Consider the following 18,109-nt stretch of genomic DNA (forward strand, 5'->3'; position numbering starts at 1 on the left):
CCTACGTTCAAACTCCTGCAATACGGCGTTTGTATTCTGCCAAAGCCTCATCTAATCTTTCTTTGGAGTTGGCTGCGCCTGGCGCATTGTGCGATGGATGAATATATAATTTAACGCCGCGGTCAGCAAGAATTTCAGCAACCGTAGTTACCGTCATCCACACGCACGTGATAAAAGCCATCGTAGATACGGGACCTATTTTATCCACATGATTTTTTAAAGTAACTGAAGCATCTTCAATAGGCGCGCAGGTATCCACCACTACATCTGCAATTTCAAAAATATTTTTGCCTGACGAATGACGGGTTTTTTTTCCCTGCGCTTCTGCGGCAGATCCAAATACCACTACTTTCATGCCTTTCTTTTTTGCTTCAAGCGCCACATCAATATTTACATTGTTGATGCCGGAATGAGAAAACAGCCACATCGTATCGCGTGGATCAAAATCATAGCCTTTCATTATTTCTACGCCATAGCCTTCTACTCTTTCTAAAAAAATAAATTGATGAACACCCATTTGCCCGGTTATGTTTGTAAAAAAAGTTAGCGGTAATTCTACAATCGGATGAAACCCGACAAAGCCACCAATTCTAGGATACATTTCTTCGATTGGCAATGTGGCATGCCCGCAACCAAACGTATGAACCCAGCGGCCACATTCAATAGAATCGGCCATAAGTTGAGCAGCCTTCTGCATATTGTCCATTTGTGTTTCTTCTATTTTTGACATTATTTCCCTCGTGTTGGTAAGCCATTCTTTTGCTAACATAATTTCTGATTTTAATTTTTATGATTCTTATTTAACTTATTTAAAATTGCAATGCACAAAATCATCATGATAAAAAATTCAACAAAGCCAACAGTCGTCAAATGCCTGACACCATATCGCTGAACAATAAATCCCATGCAATAGTTAATGATCATATTTCCGATCAGTGCAATTACAAATGCAATGCTGAAAGCTGTGCCTGATAACTCTTTGAACCGATCGCCTACAAAACCCAGCATGATAGGAAATCCCGCTGCCAGTCCGCCTCCTATCAGGATAAGCCCGCAAACCGCGGGACAGTAAGATTTCCCAAAAGAAAGAAAAAGCAATCCAATCAATAAAAGAGAAAATGTAATAGTCCATATTTTTTGTGCAGACATATTTCTGAAAATACTTCCAAGCAGCAATCGCATTACGGTCATCCCCACAACCGACAAAGAGAGTGCATATAAGGCCTTTGCCGGTAAAACATGAAGATAATCCGTAAGATAGGTGGTGGTCCAGTTATTAAATATTCCTTCCAACGCGCTTTGAAAAAAAAGAAAAAAAGCAATCAATAACAGCAGATCATCTTTAAGCAATAAGAGGCTTTTTTTGACGGGCAAACCGCCTGCGTGCTTGGGTGGCGGAAATTTTACAAGAAGATAAATAATACCCATTAGAAAAGTGGCCGCCCCAATGATTGAAACAGTCGACTCATAGTTAAATTTATTTTGCAGAAAGCCAAGGATAAAAGGCATTCCCAGGGCGCCAATGGCAAAAAAAACTCCGAGCAAACTGAGGTTGGCGCCTTTTTCTTTGTCACTGATGTCTGATACAAGCGCACTGGTAGCTCCATTGATAGCCCCTCCGCCAAGACCAAATAAAAAAATACAAATGTTCAAAGCAAAATGAGACGGCGCATACGCTATTCCTTCAAAGCCGACGAACATGCTGAAACAAGTGAGCGCCAGCAAAACCCTGTAGCCATACCTGTCGCAAAAAGGGCCGAATACCAAAGAGCCAATCAAAATACCAAACGGCAAAATAGAAAATAATGTACCCGCCGCGATGTTATCTAAATCAAACTTTGCTTTTAGCTGCGGCACTACTGAACCCAGCGTGGTAATGGCCATTCCAAAAAATAATATTCCAATGCAGGCTGACCAAAAAACCAATCGTTTGTTATACATTTTGGGAATTGAGTAATTATCGGATATTGTTTTTTAAAGCTAAAAAACCTGCGCCAAATACACCCGCATCATTGCCTAATGCGGATGGTTCTATGCTCACCTGTGTTATACTAATTGGCTGCGCCCATTTAGCTGCTTCTTCTTTAATTGCCGGAATTAATTTTATGGCCGGCCCAAAAACACCTCCGCCCAAAATGATTTTTTCAGGATTAAATAAGCTCACAAGATTTGCTATGGCCATTCCCCAACATTGTATTGCTGTTTCTATTACTTTTTTTGCCGCCCAATCATGATTTTCAAAAGCAACAAACACATCATGAGAAGTAATCTCATCAATGGCTTTAGCGCTTAATTCCCCGGAATAATCTTTATTGTCTCGCATTATTTTTTTCATACTATTGGCAATGCCTTCGCCCGAAGCATAATGTTCAAAACAGCCACAATTCTTATATTCTTCCCTAAAAGGTTTTGACAAAGCCATCCATCCTATAGCGCCCGCAATATGGTTTGAACCGCGAAGTATGTTCCCGTCAATCATGATTCCTGCGCCAATGCCCGTGCCTACCGCTAAAAATATAGCGTGGCTGCAAGCCTTCGCGTTTCCTCTCCACGACTCGCCTAATATATAACATGCTCTGTCGCTGTCAATAGTCACAGGAATTTCTTTACATACATTCTTCACTTCCTGAAGCAGGGGATAGTCATCCCAACCGCGGATATTCGGCGCCCACACAGTTCCTGTTTTTTCCCTGTAAATACCCGGCACAGAAATTCCAACAGAACTAATGGAATTATCTCTGCTTAATAATTTTACAATCTGGTCAGTTATTAATGTGCCCACATGCTGGCCGGCCGCGTCTTTTAATGGAATTTTTTCAAGGTACAATAAGCTACCTTTTTCATCAAAAACAGCAACTGCCAGCTTTGTACCGCCCAGATCAATCCCTAGTAAAGCCATACATTAAATTGGAAAATTGTTTAAAAAATATTTTGCAGGAATACGCTTGTTTAAACAAAACAAGTTAAGTATTAATGCACAAAAACGCAAAAACTTTTTATCAAAAAATTTTTGTTTTTAAGTAAACACGGGGCGGCCCTTAATAGCATTTAGTAAAAAATTACATTTGCGTTCGTGTATGCGCGCGGCATAAATTCTGCGGTGGAAAAATATTGCTTTCGGATATTTGTGACTAAGAGCATTTGAAAAAAAATTATCAACTAAAAAAGAATCATTCGGTATAAATAAAAATAAAAGCAATTAAGTGGTATGTTTAAAAATGAACGGCAATCTTTTATCATCAAGCAAATTAACCTGCACAACAAAGTACTATCCTCCGAGTTAAGCGTAAAATTGAATGTTTCAGAAGATACAGTGCGCAGAGACCTTACCGAGCTGGCTGAGGCAGGTGAAATTATAAAGGTTCATGGAGGTGCCTTATCCAAATCGTATCATTATCCTATTCAACAAAATTTATCATACGCCGTGGAGGCGAAAAAAGAGATTGCAAAAAAAGCGGTGAAACTGATTCAACCAGGTATGACATTGCTGATAGAAGCGGGCACAACAATGTTGGAAATGGTAAGAATGATTCCTGATACGATGGAGGGCACATTTTTTACCGTAAGCCCGTTAATGGCTCTGGAATTGGCCGCCCATCCCGGTTTGAACGTTATCGTTATCGGAGGCAAAATTGATTATACGTCTCAGATAAATATTGGAGAAAGGCCTATCAGCGAACTTGCGGATATCAGGGTAGACCTTTGTTTTTTAGGTGCTCACGGGCTTGATTCCAAAGAAGGCCTTTCAGAATCAGAATGGAATGTGACGCAGGTTAAAAAGGCAATGATAAAATCAGCATCCAAACTTGCGGTGATTACCATATCAGAAAAATTGAATTCTATTTTTAAAATGAAGCTTTGCCCCGTTCACAATATTGACTACCTGGTTACCGAATTAGACCCTAACGATAAACATCTGAAACCTTATAAAAAAAATATGCAGGTGATATAAATTCATCCCATTCGTTTTTGCATAAAATAAAAATCTCCATTATTTCTTTATTTACTGCGTTCGTTTTCCCTTAGAAAAAGTTTTTTTTAAATCGCCCAACGTTTTCTATTTAATTATCGTATTAGATATAACAGCAACCGCGCGGGCTGGAATACTAATTAAATAATTCACTAAAAAACTATAAATGAAAAGTAAAAAATCAATCCTTTCCTTAGCTATTGTGTGTGCATTTGTTTTTGCAGCTTGCAAGAAAACAGATAACGGGCCATCACTTACGCCCGCTCAAAAGGCGCTTACCGGCAGAGTATGGCAATTGCAAACACTGACCGTTCCTTTTACGAGCGACCCAACTAAAGACAGCTCCATCATTCAATCCTGCGCAGACAGCGCCTTGCTGGCTTTTGATTATTATGGACAATTTCAATTTGCGGACCGTTCAAAAAATGGTTGTGACTCGTCAGCCGTGCCTTACGACAAGGGAATTTGGGCAATTTCTTCTGACAATGATAGCTTGCTGTTAAAAGGAACAAGAACTTTTGCATGGAAATTGGAAAAGCTAAACGATACTTTAATTGTGGCAACATTTAAAGACAGCGTGTCTCCTACAGAACATTGGCTGAAAAAGATTACATTAAAATAGGTAACCTCCGGGATAACGCCGGAACGAAAATGTTAAGACAAATTTGACATTCCGGCGTTATTTTACACCGATCAAAATATAACCTTTGCAAAATTTGCTTTTTCCTTGCGGCAACATGAATTAAACGATATAATTTCTGCCTGTAAAACGAACAACTCCATAGCCCAGGAAAGGCTATACAAGCATTATTTTGCCCTGATGTATTCGATATGCAAAAGCTATTCTGAAAACCAGCAAACCATCATCAGCCTTGTTAATGAAGGTTTTTTGAAAATATTCATGAATATCAATTCTTTCGATACCAACAAAGGGAATTTTGAAGGCTGGGCAAAAAAAATAGTAACCAATACGGCTATTGATTATGCACGCTCTGCAAAAAATAAAAGTAATTTTTTGCAGCTCGAAAATGAGGAGCCGCTGCATAACGCTTTGAGCGAAAAGCCAACGAGACATATTGAAGAAGAAGTGTTGTTTTTAATAAAAAAGATGCCGCCGGTAACGCAGCAGGTATTTTCAATGCACGTTTTTAAAGGATACTCTCACAGGGAAATTGCTGAAATACTGAATATAGCAGAAAGTACTTCAAGATGGCATGTGTCTGAAGCAAGAAAAAATCTGAAGCAGCAGGCTCATAAAATTTTTTAAAATGGAAAACAATAAAAAACATATTGACGAAATGCAAAAGCTGGCCGAAGAAGGCTGGAAGCAAATGCACGAAACCTTGCGTCAGCATGGCCTCACTTCTGATATAGTTCCCAGTTCCACCTCAAAAAAAAGAATATTTTTTTTATCACTTGCCGCCTGCCTGGTTTTATTTTTTATTATTTATATTCCTTACAAACTGAATCATAACACACTTTTAAACATACGCCTGCAAACAAATTATTCATCTTCATTACAAAATTCATCTTCATCACAAAAAAAGTATGAACCGGTTCAAAGCAATAGCAATGCAATTTCTTATGAACGCAAAAAGGCGACACCGCTAAGCGTTCAGCAAAAATTCCGGTTGCATCAAAAAATCAATGGTGAATATTTAAAATTCCAGGAAAAGCAAATTTCCGAAGCGCTTCAAAATGAAAAAAGATATTTCCTTGAAAAGTTTACAATGGAAAAGCCTGAACCGGTTAAAATGCAACCATGCGACAACATTATTGATCCAACAAGTGAAATAGAAAAAACACTACCTGTCCAGAAAAGAACGGAAAAACCGGCAGCAAAAAAAGTGAAAGTATTTGCGGGCGCAGGGATTAATATATCACCTGCCACACATGATATTCCGCAATCATTTAATTTGAAAAACTGGAACGTGCATCCTTCGGTAACGGTGGTGATTCCGCTGTGGCAAAAATTTAGCGTTCATACGGGTTTATCAGCATTTTCAACCATCAGTGGAAAAGAAGTAAGTACTAAAGAGAAAGAGCTTGTTTCGAATCTAAGCCCTGATGTATACTACAATATAAAAACTACCAGCATCGTAAAAGCTTCCTATTTTGACCTGCCGGTAACGCTTCACTATTCAATAAATAAAAATTGGTCTGTGGGAAGCGGCCTGCAACTTTCGAGATTAAATAAAGTAAAAATCAAAGAAGAAAAAGAAAGTTTTGGTTATAATAACACCTTGTATGCTGCTACAGTAGACCAATACAATGCTTCTCCAATGATTGCCAGGGCTGCATTTCAAAAGAAACTGGAAATTAAAAAAATTGATCCGCGCTTTATCTTAGAAACTAATTTTGAAAAAGGCTCGTTTCTTTTTTCAGCAGGGTATTATTATAGCCTGGATAAAACAATCATTTTAAAAGACGGCTATAACAGCAGCCATCAATATAGAAATGAATATTTCAAGTTAGGACTTCAATACAGGATTTGCGGAGGCAAATAAAAATTCTTTTAAAAGATTATTTCAAATTGCTCTTCGCTCACATAATGGTGGGTTCATTTTTATCTAACCTCCATGCTTTTTTGTAAAGGTCTCTTGCTACGTTAAGCCATTTTTGTTTGCGATCATCTTTATTCCCAAACTATCTTTTATCTGCTGATTAGAAATTTGGCTTATTTTCTGTATGCCCGCCTTGATCCTGCTTCCATTTCTTCAAGCGTGATACCTTTTACCTCGCCACTTTCCATTTCTGAAAAACGGCTATTCATTTCAGCAACATAGACGTCATCATCCCACCACGGTTCTTCACGGGCAAAAGTCTTTATCACATTTAGCACAGCTTCTTTTTGCGGCACAGTTAACTGGCCTAAATACCGCGTAATTTCTTTATCTAATGTTTTTAGAGTTTGCATCAATTATTAGGTTTGAAACAAATTTACTTTTAAATTTTTACTCCGGGTGTTGACCTGTTCTCATTCGAAATTTGCACAATCAATAAAAAAAATATTTCACAATAATTCATCAATTTTCACAAAACCATATCCCTTCGATTTTAATTCAGTTATCAATTCCGGCAGTTTGAAATAAAATTTATCCGTCCTTTTTGGATCAGTACCGATATGAACGAGCAGGATAAATCCATTTAACCCATTGGTTGATTCTTTTTCATATTGCAAAATAGAATCCATTATCGCCGTGCTGCTAAAATATCTTTTTCCCATTTCGGGAAATGTATAATCTGCATTGCTGTAAGTGCCCGGCGTAAAATTAACGAGTTGCAATCCCAAATTCTGTGTCCATGCGGAAACAGAATCGTTGTACCATTCAAATGCGGGTAAGTAGTAGTGCGCCTGTTTTTTTTCAATTCCCCATTTTGCCAATTCTTTGTAAGCATTATTTAAATCGTCAGTAAATTGTTTTTGTGTTACTAATAGGCTATCTCTTTTTACCCAATCGCAATACAGGATATGCTTATCAGAATGAGAGCCCATGTAGTTCCCGTTTTTAATCAATTGCTTAATTGTCTTTTTAAAACTTTTGTTCCTGTAAAAATTTCCGGTTAGAAAAAAAGAGCCATGTATATTTTCTTTCTTTAAAGTTTTTACGATAAACTTTCCGCCGTCTCCGAAACTATCTCCGGTAAAAACCAACGCTATCTTTTTTAAAGTAGTATCGCCGCGGATAATGCCGCCGTAAGAAATTATTTTATTTTTTTTTTTGAAAGCTCTTTAGCCTCGGCTTCCCTGGCAGCTAATAAATAAACCAAAGAAGCAGTTCCATCCATAGTTGGTTCGTTGCTGCTATAATCGCCGTAGTCGTCATGATAAACGGCGAGGTCACTTTGAAAAGCTGCATATTCATCAGGCTCATGCAATGAAATGCCAATCAGATTTTTATAGATAGCTGTATAAACCGGGCCATCCACCAATCCACCATAAATCGGATAATGGCCGATATGTGTAAACGCAGAATGTGGATCCGCAGGCGTATCGCCCCACGAAGGCAATCCATAAACCATGCTTGTTCCCCACGGATTGCAGCCGAATAGCCAGTCAATATTTGCCTGTGCCAATTCGCTAAAACTATTGTCGCCACTAAGTTTTTGATACCACAAACATTGGATAGCAAAAGAAGTGGTGAGATTATTGCTGCACCAGATAAACGGCACACCGCGATAAAATGCGTTTTCCTTTGCGCGCTTCCACACATCTTCAATCCCCTGTTTATAGTAACTGACAATCGAATCTTTTTTACTTCCTTTCAATTGCTTTGCAAGCTCGTAATGGCCGAGATTTATGAAAGGATAATATTGGTAATGGTTGGCGGTATCACGATAAAACCAAGGAGTAACTTTTTCATCCTGCGAGTATTTAAAGGAAGAATCCAGCAGGTTTTTGAACTTTTTATTTTTAAAATATTTCTGCGAATTAGAGAGCGATGCAAAGCCCAGTTCCATATCATCGGTCCAGTTATCTTCTGCATAAATGTAAGGCGACACAACAGAAACAGTTTGCGTAACGCCCGGTTTTATCAGTGCATAATTGATAGCAGAATACGCATGATTGATTAAGTTTTTTGCATAACCCGGATTGGTTTTATCAAATAAAACCGCGCCCAAAGAAAAGGCGCTTCCAAACTTTGCCGCCGTAGAACTTGTGCCAGTTGTGTGATTCATAAATTTACCTCTCTGCTGCGGCAACCCGTTTATAAAATAGACCGGACGCTCATAGCCTTTGCCATAAAAAGAATCTTCTTTCGGGATGCGCATGCCCTGGTGGTCGCGGTCATCGCCAAGCTGGTTGAACATCCAATCCGGTTTCGGGTGCATTTTCAATAACCAATCTAATCCCCATTTTGCTTCATCCAACACATCCGCGATTCCATTTTTCCCGTCCAATCCATTCGCTTCTTTTTTGTCAGTAAATACATCGGGGAAATCGCGGTATGCGGCCAGCAAATGATAGGTTGCGTTGGCAGAAGTGGTTGAATATTGCAGATAGTCAGAAGCATCGTGCCAGCCACCCACTACATTGATGTAAGTGCTGTCGGGCATTGGGCCATACATCGTGTAGCCATCATGTGTATGACAGGAATCTTTCAAAAAAGGATTGAAGCCGCTTCGCTGCTGGCGCAAATAAAAAAGACAGAAATCGGCGGTTCCTTTGTAAACATCTGCATTAATTTTAAAAGCCGGCGAAACGGCATTTCCCGCTTTTAGAAAATATTTTCCAGGTTTATTAAAAGAAGAAAAATTAAGACGGTAAGTATTGGTAAAAGGCCCATAAGCGCCAAAAGATTTTCCTGCCTCGTCTTTATATACACTGTTTCCGGAAGCAGAATCAATAAGCTCAAAAGTTTTAATCGGTGAATCATCTTTACTGCACCAAACTGCCACCTTAATCCCATTGGGCGTGTATCCCAATTGATTAATCCTTATCCATTGATTTGAATTTTGCTTAGCTGAAAAAGAAAAAATAAATCCAATGCATAAAAAAAGTAAAATAATTTTTATAAAAGAAAATCGATTGTAAAAAAGTTTTTTAATCATAATTCAGGCATTATTTATGACTTGCAAATTGTAAAATAAAAATCTGTATTATTTGTTCGTTGACCCGTTAAACCTCAACTAAGAGCTTTTATTTTCTTTTAATAAGTAGAAATTACTTCGCCATTTAGCACTGTATATTTTGGTTGAAAATCTTCTGAAAAGATAGTCAGGTTTGCCTTATGCCCGGGTTCAATTTTACCTCTGTCTAAAAGCCTCATCACTTGGGCAGGATAGGTAGAAGCCATGCGCAACGCCTCATCCAAAGGAATTTCAGCATGCTCCACACAATTCTCAACGGCCTTTAGCAACGTTAATTTAGAACCTGACAAAGTTCCGTCGGGAAGGGTAAAACGGTCCTTTTTTTCTACGTGTTGGTATGGCCCTTCAGCAACCGGCACCACGGCATCAGTAATGAGGAACAATCTATCTCCCATTATTTTCTTACTGATTTTGAGCGCATTAAAATCCACATGAATTCCGTCGGCAATAATGCTTGCATACGCATTTTTAGAAAGGTAAATCGCACCAGGCAATCCTGTATCACGGTGATGCATAGACGACATTGCGTTAAACAAATGTGTTGTGGTAGTAATACCGCTGGCATAACCTTTAACGGCTTCTTCAAATGTTGCATTGCTGTGGCCTGCAGAAACGACTACACCATTTTCAAGCAGCAATTTTATAATTTCTTCATCTACCATTTCGGGTGCGAGTGTCATTATCTTTAGCGCACCATCAGCTGCTTCTAATAATTCTTCTACTTCTTTTCTTTCCGCGCGTTTAATATATTCAGGAATGTGCGCACCGCGTTTTACAGGATTGAGATAAGGGCCTTCAAAATGCAAGCCCAACACAGCGGGATGGGGATTTTCATTTACCACTTTAATGGCTTCATGAAAAATCTGCATTGAATTAGTAGCAAGGGTAACATAAAAGCCTGTAGTGCCGACACTAAGCAGGCTTTCGGTCATGGATTTTAAAGCGGGGGCCGAAGGCGAGTTAGAAAATAAAAACCCTCCTGCTCCATATATCTGGATATCAATTAAGCCGGGTGAAATAATACAACCTGTACAATCAATTAATTTAGAATTTTCCGGAATTTTATCCTTTGCTGTAATCCCTTTTATTATATCATTTTCGATTACGAGCGCCCTTCCTTCTATTTTCTCTTTTCCGGTATATATTGTTGCGTTTAAAAAAGTTGTCACCATTTTCTGCTATTTGCTATGCCGAGAATAAGCCATTTTCAAAAATGTTAAAACTATAAATATGCATGAAGACGCATATAAAATTAGGCATTTTTCGATTCTGATTTAAACATTTCATAATTCACTACTTATTTAGATAGATAGAAATTGTTTAATATCTTCAGAAAATTGCGTAATTAAAAAAAATTATTGCAAATAAACGCAAATTCAATTTGAAATGACGTCTTTTTCCGACAAGCCTTGCCTCTGCTGGCTACGGGCAGCTTTTTTCAACTAAATTTGCTGAATCATCCTGTTGCAAAAACAGTAAATCTATTCTCAAATGAGTCAGCAACCTTTCCAAAAATTTATCAATCCAAAAAATAACGCTGCTGTAAAAGAAAAGCATAAGCAGGATAAGAAAAAAGCTAAAAAGCAAAGAGCAGCAGCAATTGAAAAACATTTTGAAGAAAAACGTGCCGCGCGAACAAGAGGCTTTGAACAAAAACCGGTTTCAGCAAAAAATAATAAAAGGCAGAAATATCCCCGGGAGAAAACAGAAATCATCAATAAAAGTGCTTCTACTGGCGACGCAGAAAAAAAGAATTCAGCACATGCAGAGATGCCTTTGAATAAATTTCTTGCCCATTGCGGCGTCACTTCAAGGCGGGATGCCGTTCAGCTAATTATTGACGGGAAGGTTACGGTAAATAAAAAAATAGTTACGCAGCCGGCATTTAAAGTAAATGAAAAGGATGATGTGGTTTACAATGGAAAAAAATTATTTGTTACCAAAAACCTGGTTTATATTTTACTGAACAAACCAAAAGATTATATCACCACAACAGATGATCCGCAGAATAGAAAAACTGTTTTACAACTTACCAAAAGTGCAACTGACCAGCGTATTTATCCCGTAGGACGGTTAGATAGAAACACTTCCGGGGTTTTACTGCTGACCAATGACGGCGAATTAACTCAAATGCTTACTCATCCCAGCTTTAATATCAAGAAGGTATATGAGGTAAAATTGGACAAGCCGTTAACTAAAACAGATTTTGAAAAAATCTTAAATGGTTTCAAACTGGAAGACGGAGAAATTCACGCTGATGCACTCGCATATCCAGATGCAAGAGATAAATCAATTATCGGGATAGAGCTGCATAGCGGCAGAAACCGGATCGTACGGCGGATATTCGAATCACTGGGCTATGATGTTAAGGCGTTAGACAGAGTTATGTATGCCAATCTTACGAAGAAAAATGTGGAGCGGGGCAAGTGGCGATATCTCGGCGAAAAAGAAATCCGCTTATTAAAATATATGAATCCGCAAAAAATGCAAAGGCGAAATAAGCCAGAAACAAACAGACCCTAAATCAGTAACCGTGAAAGGCCTTTCGATAATTTTTGAAAACGATGATTTCATTGCCGTAAATAAAGAACCAGGAATGCTCACCATTCCTGACAGGCATGATGATACACAAGTTTCCCTTTATAAAATTTTAACCCGGAAGTATGGCAAAATTTTTATTGTCCATCGTCTCGACAAAGATACCAGCGGCTTAATTCTTTTTGCAAAAAATGACACCGCTCATAAATATCTTTCCCAACTATTTGAACGCAGGAAGATTGAAAAAAAATACCTCGGAATTGTTAGCGGAAGTATGCCCCAAATTGCAGGCTCTATCAATGAACCAATTGCTGAACATCCTGTAAAGAAAGGCCAGATGATAGTGAACCGAAAAGGGAAACCTTCGCTAACCAATTATAAGGTGGTGGAAGATTATGGTATTTATTCTTTGGTTGAATTTGAAATACAGACCGGAAGAACCCATCAAATACGTTTGCATACAAAAACCTTAGGGCACCCCATCATCTGTGACCCAATTTATGGAAATGATAAACCCGTTTTACTTTCTTCTTTTAAAAAGAAATACAAATTGAGCCACGGCGATTTGGAAGAACGGCCCATCATCAGCCGCCTGGGACTTCATTCGCACCGGTTGCATTTTAAAAATTATGATAACGAAGATTTTCTGCTTGAAGCGCCTTTGCCAAAAGATATGAAGGCGCTGCTGCAACAATTGAGGAAAAACAAACCTTCATCGTAATAATATTTCGCCCCAACAGGTAACCAGCTTTCCGGAAACACAAAAAAGGATACAGCATTCAAACGCTGTATCCAATTCATCATAAGGCTAAATTAAATATTATAATTCAGGTTGTGGTGTATAACGCAGATAAGAATTTACTTCCCTGATTCCTTTAGGAAACTTTTTATTGGCATCTTCCAGGCTAAGCGCAGCAGGAATAATTACATCTTCCACATTAAGCCAATCAGCCGGAGTAGAAACATTGTGCTTGGCTGTAAGCTGAAGCGAATCAATTACGCGCAAAACTTCAGCAAAATTTCTTCCTGTAGAAGGAGGGTAAGTAATTATCAATTTAATTTTTTTATCATCACCAATTACAAATAACGAACGCACGGTAAAAGTTGATGAAACGTTTGGATGTAACATTCCATATAAGTTGGCAACTTTTCTATCTTCATCTGCTACAATTGGAAATTCAACATGTACTTTCTGCGTTTCATTAATATCCTTTTGCCATCCAAAATGCTTGTCTAAAGGATCAACACTCACTGCAAGTATTTTTGTATTACGTTTTTCAAATTCCTTTTGCAACGATGCCATTTTGCCCAACTCGGTAGTACAAACTGGTGTAAAATCGGCAGGGTGAGAGAAAAGCACTCCCCATCCATCTCCGAGAAAATCGTAGAAATTGATTTTGCCTTCTGTTGTTTCCGCTGTGAAATCAGGAGCGGTGTCCCCTAATTGTAAACTCATGATAATTTATTTTTTGTTTTTAAATATTTGCAAATATAAGTTTATCCTACTAAAATTATAGACTTTAATTTTTAAATTTGTATTTAATCATTTTTCGCTAATTTTCTTTAAATATCTTCACCTGATGCTTTCAAAAAAAACACAATATGCATTCCGCGCTCTTGTTCATCTTGCAGAGAACTATGGAAAGGAACCGGTGAGAATTTCCGCTATTTCTATTCAACAAAAAATCCCGTTAAAATTCCTTGAGCAAATTTTGAACGATTTGAAAAAGGCCGATATGCTGGAAAGTAAAAAAGGAAAGGGAGGAGGATATTCGCTAAAAGTTTCGCCTAAGGAATTAAACCTGGCTAAGGTGATAAGAATTGTAAATGGCCCTATCGCATTGCTTCCCTGTGTTAGCCTTAACTTTTATAAAAAATGTGATGATTGCGATGAAGATACCTGCGGCACGCGAAAAATGATGCTCATAGCGCGCGATGCCACTTTAAAAGTTCTTGAAAAAAAGACGATTTATGATATGATGAATGAATAATTGGCAAATGTGAAAATGTGAAAATGTGAAAATGAATAATACAGTAAACGGACAAATAGATAAGATTGCTATTCACCAATCACCATCCACCAATTTATTTTCCTGAAGCCCTTACCACGCTGCTTCTTCCGAAACGATTTTTTAATTCATCGACTGCTTTATATAAGGTTTTCTTTCTTTCATTGTCTGCGAAAAGGTTTGTTTGGAAATATTGATCAGTAAAATCACTAAGCTTTACTCCCAAAAGGCGCACCGGCTTGTTTTTCTTATATAATTTATAAAAAAGAGTTTTTGCTACAGGGATGATATCATCGTCATTTGATGTATAGGGAATGGTAGTTTGCTGAGATGAAGTTTCAAAATCCGGGTACCTGATTTTTATGGTAACGCAGGCAGCCGTTTTGGCTTCCTGCCTTAATTTGAAGCAAATAATTTCAGTCATCCTAACGATTTCAGCCATCAGAAAATCAACATTTGTCACGTTTTCCATGTACGTGTTTTCTTTGGAAATAGATTTTGACTTCCGGTATGGATGAATCACCGAAGTGTGCGTTCCCTGTGCTTTTTCCCATAAATCGCGGCCCCATTTCCCCAATAATTCTTCAATTTTTTCAATTGAGCTATTTTGAATATCCCTTATGAGTTTGATATTATGATATTCCAGAATTTTATTGGATTGATCGCCCACGCCGGGTATTTTGCCGACTGGCATGGGTGCTAAAAATTCTTTTTCTTTTCCCGAAGGCACCTGCAAAAATCCGTTTGGCTTTGCTTCGTTGGTAGCCATTTTAGCGATCATTTTATTTTTACCAATCCCGAAAGAAATTGGCAGATCTGTTTCGTGCATTATCAATTTGCGCAAATCAATAGTCCACTGTAAAGGATCAAAAAACCGTTCCATCCCGTGCAGATCAACATAAAATTCATCGATGGAAGCTTTTTCAAACTGGGGCGCTTTGGAGGCAATAATATCTGTTACCCAATTGGAATATTTTACATATTCGCTATAAGTGCCCGGAATTACAATTGCATGTGGACAAAGGCGCATCGCCGTTTTCATCGGCATAGCAGAATGAACGCCAAATTGCCGTGCTTCATAAGTGCAGGTGGTTACAATGCCGCGTTCATTTTGCCCGCCTACAATTACAGCCTTCCCTTTTAAAGAAGGATTTTTCAATATCTCTACTGAAACAAAAAATGAATCGAGATCAAAATGGGCAATAAGGTTTGATGTGGCATTCATTGCAGTGTAAATATACAATGCCGGAACTGGAGAATTATTCTCATCTAAAAACAAAACGTTTAAAAGAATAATAACTTTTTTATACCATAGCTTAGTTGGGTTTCGGCTAAAAACAAAAAAGCCGGGAAACCCCGGCTCATTTTATGAATTTGTAAAGTCTTACACAACTTCCACTTCAGCGCCAGCTTCTGTAAGCCGGGTTTTAATATCTTCTGAAGTTGCTTTGTCCACTCCTTCCTTAATCGGTTTGGGAGCTGTATCCACTAATTCTTTTGCCTCTTTCAAGCCTAAGCCAGTAAGCTCTTTCACGATTTTTACAATGCCAAGTTTGTTAGCCCCCGGCGCTTTCAGAATTACATCAAAAGATGTTTTTTCTTCTGCTGCTGCAGCGGCTCCGCCACCATCAGCGCTGGCAACTACTGTTGCCGCTGCCGGTTCAATGCCATATTCTGATTTCAAAAATTCAGCTAATTCCTGAACTTCTTTAACGGTTAAGCCTACTAAACTTTCGGCTAATGATTTTACGTCTGCCATGATTTGTGAGTTAAATTTTTTCCACCTTCTTTTCAAATATTGATCCGGTGGAGGGTTTTAAAAAAATTGTTATTTATTTAATGAGCATTTGGATAATGAGCTGATTTTGCTAATTAGCCAATGTGCTAATGAAATACATTACGCTTCCGGAGTCTTTTCTGTGTTATCAGAATCCGGCTTTGCTTCGTCTGCTTTTGACGATTCTGCCTTAGGCTCTTCGGGCACTTCTGCCTTCGGTTCTGTAGCAGTTTCTGCCTTAGCCTCTGGCTTTTCTTCTGTCTTTGCTTCTGCCTTTTCAACCGGAGTTGCCTCTGTAGCTGTTGCTGCTGGCGCTTTTGGCGCGGCTCCTGCTTCAGAAGAAGAATTTTTCTCAGCCGTTTCAGGCTTGTTTTGTAAAGCGCCAATTACTCTTTGAATAGGCGACATTAACAACCCAATTACTTCTCCAATCAATTCATTTTTGGTCTTAATTTTCGTAAGGGTAATTAACTGATTATCGCCGATAAATATGTCGCCATTCAGAAAAGCCGCTTTTAATTCCGGCTTTTCGCCGTTTTGTGCTTTACGAAAGCTGCTGATTATCACAGCAGGATCTTTAGGACTTTCGCTGAACATCAAAGCGGTTACCTGGTGCAGAGAATCATAAACGCCCGAATATTTTTCATTGTCAAGGCTTTCTAATGCTTTTTTGATCAAGGTGTTTTTAGCTACTTTCATTTCGACCTGTTTGTCAAAACAATGGCGGCGCAGATTAGTTATCTGGGCTACGGAAAGGCTTTCGGTATCTGTAATATAGAAATTAGAATACTGAGAAAACTTGTTTTTCAGTGTTTCTATTACTTCTTGTTTTTGTTCTTTGTTCATGTTGATTGATTTGTGCTTCTTGATTATGGGACTACCGAAGCAAATAATTTATTTAGTTCTGCACTGATTTTGTATCTATCATAATGCCGGGGCTCATCGTGCTGGCCATGCTGAGACCTTTTAAGTAAACGCCCTTTGAGGTAGCAGGCTTTAACCTGATGATGGCATTAATCAATTCCTGGCTGTTAGCAGCAATTTTTTCCGGGGGAAAGCTTACTCTTCCGATGGAGGCATGAACAATTCCAACTTTATCCACCTTAAAAGCAATTTTTCCGCCCTTTACATCATTTACCGCGGCGGCTACGTCGTTGGTAACTGTTCCTGTTTTGGGATTTGGCATCAGGTTTCTTGGTCCTAATACTTTACCCAACCGGCCAATCTTGGGCATTACTGATGGGGTAGCAATTATTACATCCACGTCAGTCCAGCCGCCTTCAATTTTAGAAATGAATTCATCAAGGCCAACAAAATCAGCTCCGGCGGCTTTGGCAGCTTCTTCTTTGTCGGGAGTGCACAGTACTAATACTTTTTTTGTTTTACCTGTTCCGTGAGGAAGAGAAACCGTACCACGAACTGCCTGGTCGGCCTTTTTAGGATCCACACCCAGACGAATATGGAGATCCACAGAACTATCAAATTTGGTAGTATTTATTTCTTTTACCAGTGAGGATGCTTCTTTCAAAGAGTAGGCTTTGTCGGCATCCACTTTTGCGTTGGCAATTTTTCTTTTTTTAGTAATCATTTTTTCAAAAGTTTTCCTGATCCCGAGACTTATCGAAACAGGATTGTTTACAATTTATTTTTCCCAGGGCGCTGTTCCTTCTACGGTAAGTCCCATACTGCGGGCGGTGCCGGCAACCATTTTCATAGCGCTGTCCAGCGTGAAAGCATTTAAATCAGCCATTTTATCTTTGGCGATTTCTTCTACCTGGTTCCACGAAACTTTGCCTACTTTATTTCTGTTGGGTTCTTTACTGCCATTTTTTACTTTAGCAGCGTCCAGAAGCTGAACAGCAGCGGGCGGCGTCTTGATGATAAAATCAAATGATTTGTCGCCATAAACTGTAATGAGAACGGGAAGAACTTTTCCTTGTTTATCCTGGGTTCGTGCGTTAAATTGTTTGCAGAACTCCATGATATTGATACCTTTTGAACCGAGCGCCGGGCCGATTGGCGGTGCCGGATTAGCCTGTCCTCCTTTGCATTGGAGCTTGACATAGGCTGTGATTTCTTTTGCCATTTTTTAATTTTTTTGGTGTTAACGTTCTTCGACAAGCTCAGAATGACAACTTCTACAAGCGCAGTTTGACATCTTCGGCAAGTTTTCAAAACTCCCATTCAATGATTTCTATAAAGAACTTTTTTGGGAGTGCAAAA

The 18,109-nt window shown here is 38.7% G+C and carries 20 protein-coding genes; 7 read left to right on the plus strand and 13 right to left on the minus strand.

What is annotated here, in order from left to right:
- Positions 1 to 7: 7 nt before the first annotated feature.
- Genes EFY79_RS10500 through EFY79_RS10510 form a run of 3 tightly spaced genes read right to left on the minus strand, consistent with a single transcriptional unit; the run spans position 8 to position 2,899 of the window.
- Entirely contained in the window at positions 8 to 769 is a 762-nt protein-coding gene (locus tag EFY79_RS10500) for a sugar isomerase domain-containing protein (protein WP_123120667.1), read from the minus strand.
- An 11-nt stretch (positions 770 to 780) separates the two neighbouring features.
- Positions 781 to 1,941 carry an MFS transporter gene (locus tag EFY79_RS10505; protein ID WP_199727505.1) on the minus strand — a complete coding sequence of 387 codons (1,161 nt, stop codon included), beginning with the start codon at positions 1,939 to 1,941 and terminating at the stop codon, positions 781 to 783.
- Positions 1,942 to 1,957: 16 nt separating this feature from the next.
- Positions 1,958 to 2,899 carry an ROK family protein gene (locus EFY79_RS10510; protein WP_123120668.1) on the minus strand — a complete coding sequence of 314 codons (942 nt, stop codon included), beginning with the start codon at positions 2,897 to 2,899 and terminating at the stop codon, positions 1,958 to 1,960.
- Positions 2,900 to 3,208: 309 nt separating this feature from the next.
- Here EFY79_RS10510 and EFY79_RS10520 point away from each other — a divergent pair, with 309 nt between their 5' ends.
- The 4 genes from EFY79_RS10520 to EFY79_RS10535 all read left to right on the plus strand — a co-directional run bounded on the left by EFY79_RS10520 (position 3,209) and on the right by EFY79_RS10535 (position 6,477).
- Positions 3,209 to 3,952, plus strand: a complete 744-nt coding sequence (locus EFY79_RS10520) for a DeoR/GlpR family DNA-binding transcription regulator (protein WP_123120670.1) — start codon at positions 3,209 to 3,211, stop codon at positions 3,950 to 3,952.
- A gap of 184 nt (positions 3,953 to 4,136) precedes the next feature.
- Positions 4,137 to 4,592, plus strand: a complete 456-nt coding sequence (locus EFY79_RS10525) for a hypothetical protein (RefSeq protein WP_123120671.1) — start codon at positions 4,137 to 4,139, stop codon at positions 4,590 to 4,592.
- A 105-nt stretch (positions 4,593 to 4,697) separates the two neighbouring features.
- Entirely contained in the window at positions 4,698 to 5,237 is a 540-nt protein-coding gene (locus EFY79_RS10530) for an RNA polymerase sigma factor (protein WP_158605196.1), read from the plus strand.
- 1 nt (position 5,238) lies between these two features.
- Positions 5,239 to 6,477, plus strand: a complete 1,239-nt coding sequence (locus tag EFY79_RS10535) for an outer membrane beta-barrel protein (protein WP_123120673.1) — start codon at positions 5,239 to 5,241, stop codon at positions 6,475 to 6,477.
- A gap of 170 nt (positions 6,478 to 6,647) precedes the next feature.
- Here the strand turns inward: EFY79_RS10535 and EFY79_RS10540 are convergent, their stop codons facing one another.
- The 4 genes from EFY79_RS10540 to nagA form a co-directional block, all read right to left on the minus strand.
- Positions 6,648 to 6,887: a hypothetical protein gene (locus EFY79_RS10540; RefSeq protein WP_123120674.1), complete on the minus strand. Its 240-nt coding sequence runs from the start codon at positions 6,885 to 6,887 to the stop codon at positions 6,648 to 6,650.
- A 96-nt stretch (positions 6,888 to 6,983) separates the two neighbouring features.
- Positions 6,984 to 7,625, minus strand: coding sequence for a polysaccharide deacetylase family protein (locus EFY79_RS21755; protein ID WP_233577978.1), 642 nt, complete (start codon positions 7,623 to 7,625; stop codon positions 6,984 to 6,986).
- 50 nt (positions 7,626 to 7,675) lie between these two features.
- Positions 7,676 to 9,523, minus strand: a complete 1,848-nt coding sequence (locus EFY79_RS10545) for a glycoside hydrolase family 9 protein (protein WP_233577979.1) — start codon at positions 9,521 to 9,523, stop codon at positions 7,676 to 7,678.
- Positions 9,524 to 9,621: 98 nt separating this feature from the next.
- Positions 9,622 to 10,734, minus strand: a complete 1,113-nt coding sequence (gene nagA, locus EFY79_RS10550) for an N-acetylglucosamine-6-phosphate deacetylase (RefSeq protein WP_123120675.1) — start codon at positions 10,732 to 10,734, stop codon at positions 9,622 to 9,624.
- Positions 10,735 to 11,053: 319 nt separating this feature from the next.
- Here nagA and EFY79_RS10555 point away from each other — a divergent pair, with 319 nt between their 5' ends.
- Both EFY79_RS10555 and EFY79_RS10560 read left to right on the plus strand, forming a co-directional pair.
- Positions 11,054 to 12,085: a pseudouridine synthase gene (locus EFY79_RS10555; protein ID WP_123120676.1), complete on the plus strand. Its 1,032-nt coding sequence runs from the start codon at positions 11,054 to 11,056 to the stop codon at positions 12,083 to 12,085.
- Positions 12,086 to 12,095: 10 nt separating this feature from the next.
- Positions 12,096 to 12,821 carry an RluA family pseudouridine synthase gene (locus tag EFY79_RS10560; protein WP_233577980.1) on the plus strand — a complete coding sequence of 242 codons (726 nt, stop codon included), beginning with the start codon at positions 12,096 to 12,098 and terminating at the stop codon, positions 12,819 to 12,821.
- Positions 12,822 to 12,920: 99 nt separating this feature from the next.
- Here EFY79_RS10560 and EFY79_RS10565 read toward each other — a convergent pair whose 3' ends face one another.
- Positions 12,921 to 13,556 (minus strand): peroxiredoxin, encoded by a 636-nt coding sequence (locus EFY79_RS10565; RefSeq protein WP_123120678.1) that lies wholly within the window; start codon positions 13,554 to 13,556, stop codon positions 12,921 to 12,923.
- A gap of 124 nt (positions 13,557 to 13,680) precedes the next feature.
- On the opposite strand from EFY79_RS10565, the gene EFY79_RS10570 reads away from it, so the two are divergent.
- Positions 13,681 to 14,091 carry an RrF2 family transcriptional regulator gene (locus EFY79_RS10570; RefSeq protein ID WP_123120679.1) on the plus strand — a complete coding sequence of 137 codons (411 nt, stop codon included), beginning with the start codon at positions 13,681 to 13,683 and terminating at the stop codon, positions 14,089 to 14,091.
- A gap of 94 nt (positions 14,092 to 14,185) precedes the next feature.
- Here EFY79_RS10570 and dinB read toward each other — a convergent pair whose 3' ends face one another.
- The 5 genes from dinB to rplK all read right to left on the minus strand — a co-directional run bounded on the left by dinB (position 14,186) and on the right by rplK (position 17,972).
- Positions 14,186 to 15,334 carry a DNA polymerase IV gene (dinB, locus tag EFY79_RS10575; RefSeq protein ID WP_123120873.1) on the minus strand — a complete coding sequence of 383 codons (1,149 nt, stop codon included), beginning with the start codon at positions 15,332 to 15,334 and terminating at the stop codon, positions 14,186 to 14,188.
- 159 nt (positions 15,335 to 15,493) lie between these two features.
- On the minus strand, positions 15,494 to 15,868 hold the full coding sequence (rplL, locus tag EFY79_RS10580) for a 50S ribosomal protein L7/L12 (protein ID WP_123120874.1): 375 nt from the start codon (positions 15,866 to 15,868) through the stop codon (positions 15,494 to 15,496).
- Between the two features lie 138 nt (positions 15,869 to 16,006).
- Positions 16,007 to 16,732 (minus strand): 50S ribosomal protein L10, encoded by a 726-nt coding sequence (gene rplJ / locus EFY79_RS10585; RefSeq protein ID WP_123120680.1) that lies wholly within the window; start codon positions 16,730 to 16,732, stop codon positions 16,007 to 16,009.
- A 52-nt stretch (positions 16,733 to 16,784) separates the two neighbouring features.
- Positions 16,785 to 17,474, minus strand: coding sequence for a 50S ribosomal protein L1 (rplA, locus tag EFY79_RS10590; RefSeq protein ID WP_123120681.1), 690 nt, complete (start codon positions 17,472 to 17,474; stop codon positions 16,785 to 16,787).
- Between the two features lie 54 nt (positions 17,475 to 17,528).
- Positions 17,529 to 17,972, minus strand: a complete 444-nt coding sequence (gene rplK, locus EFY79_RS10595; RefSeq protein ID WP_123120682.1) for a 50S ribosomal protein L11 — start codon at positions 17,970 to 17,972, stop codon at positions 17,529 to 17,531.
- Positions 17,973 to 18,109 lie beyond the last annotated feature (137 nt).

The organism is Hanamia caeni (genome assembly GCF_003721595.1).
GTDB lineage: Bacteria > Bacteroidota > Bacteroidia > Chitinophagales > Chitinophagaceae > Ginsengibacter > Ginsengibacter caeni.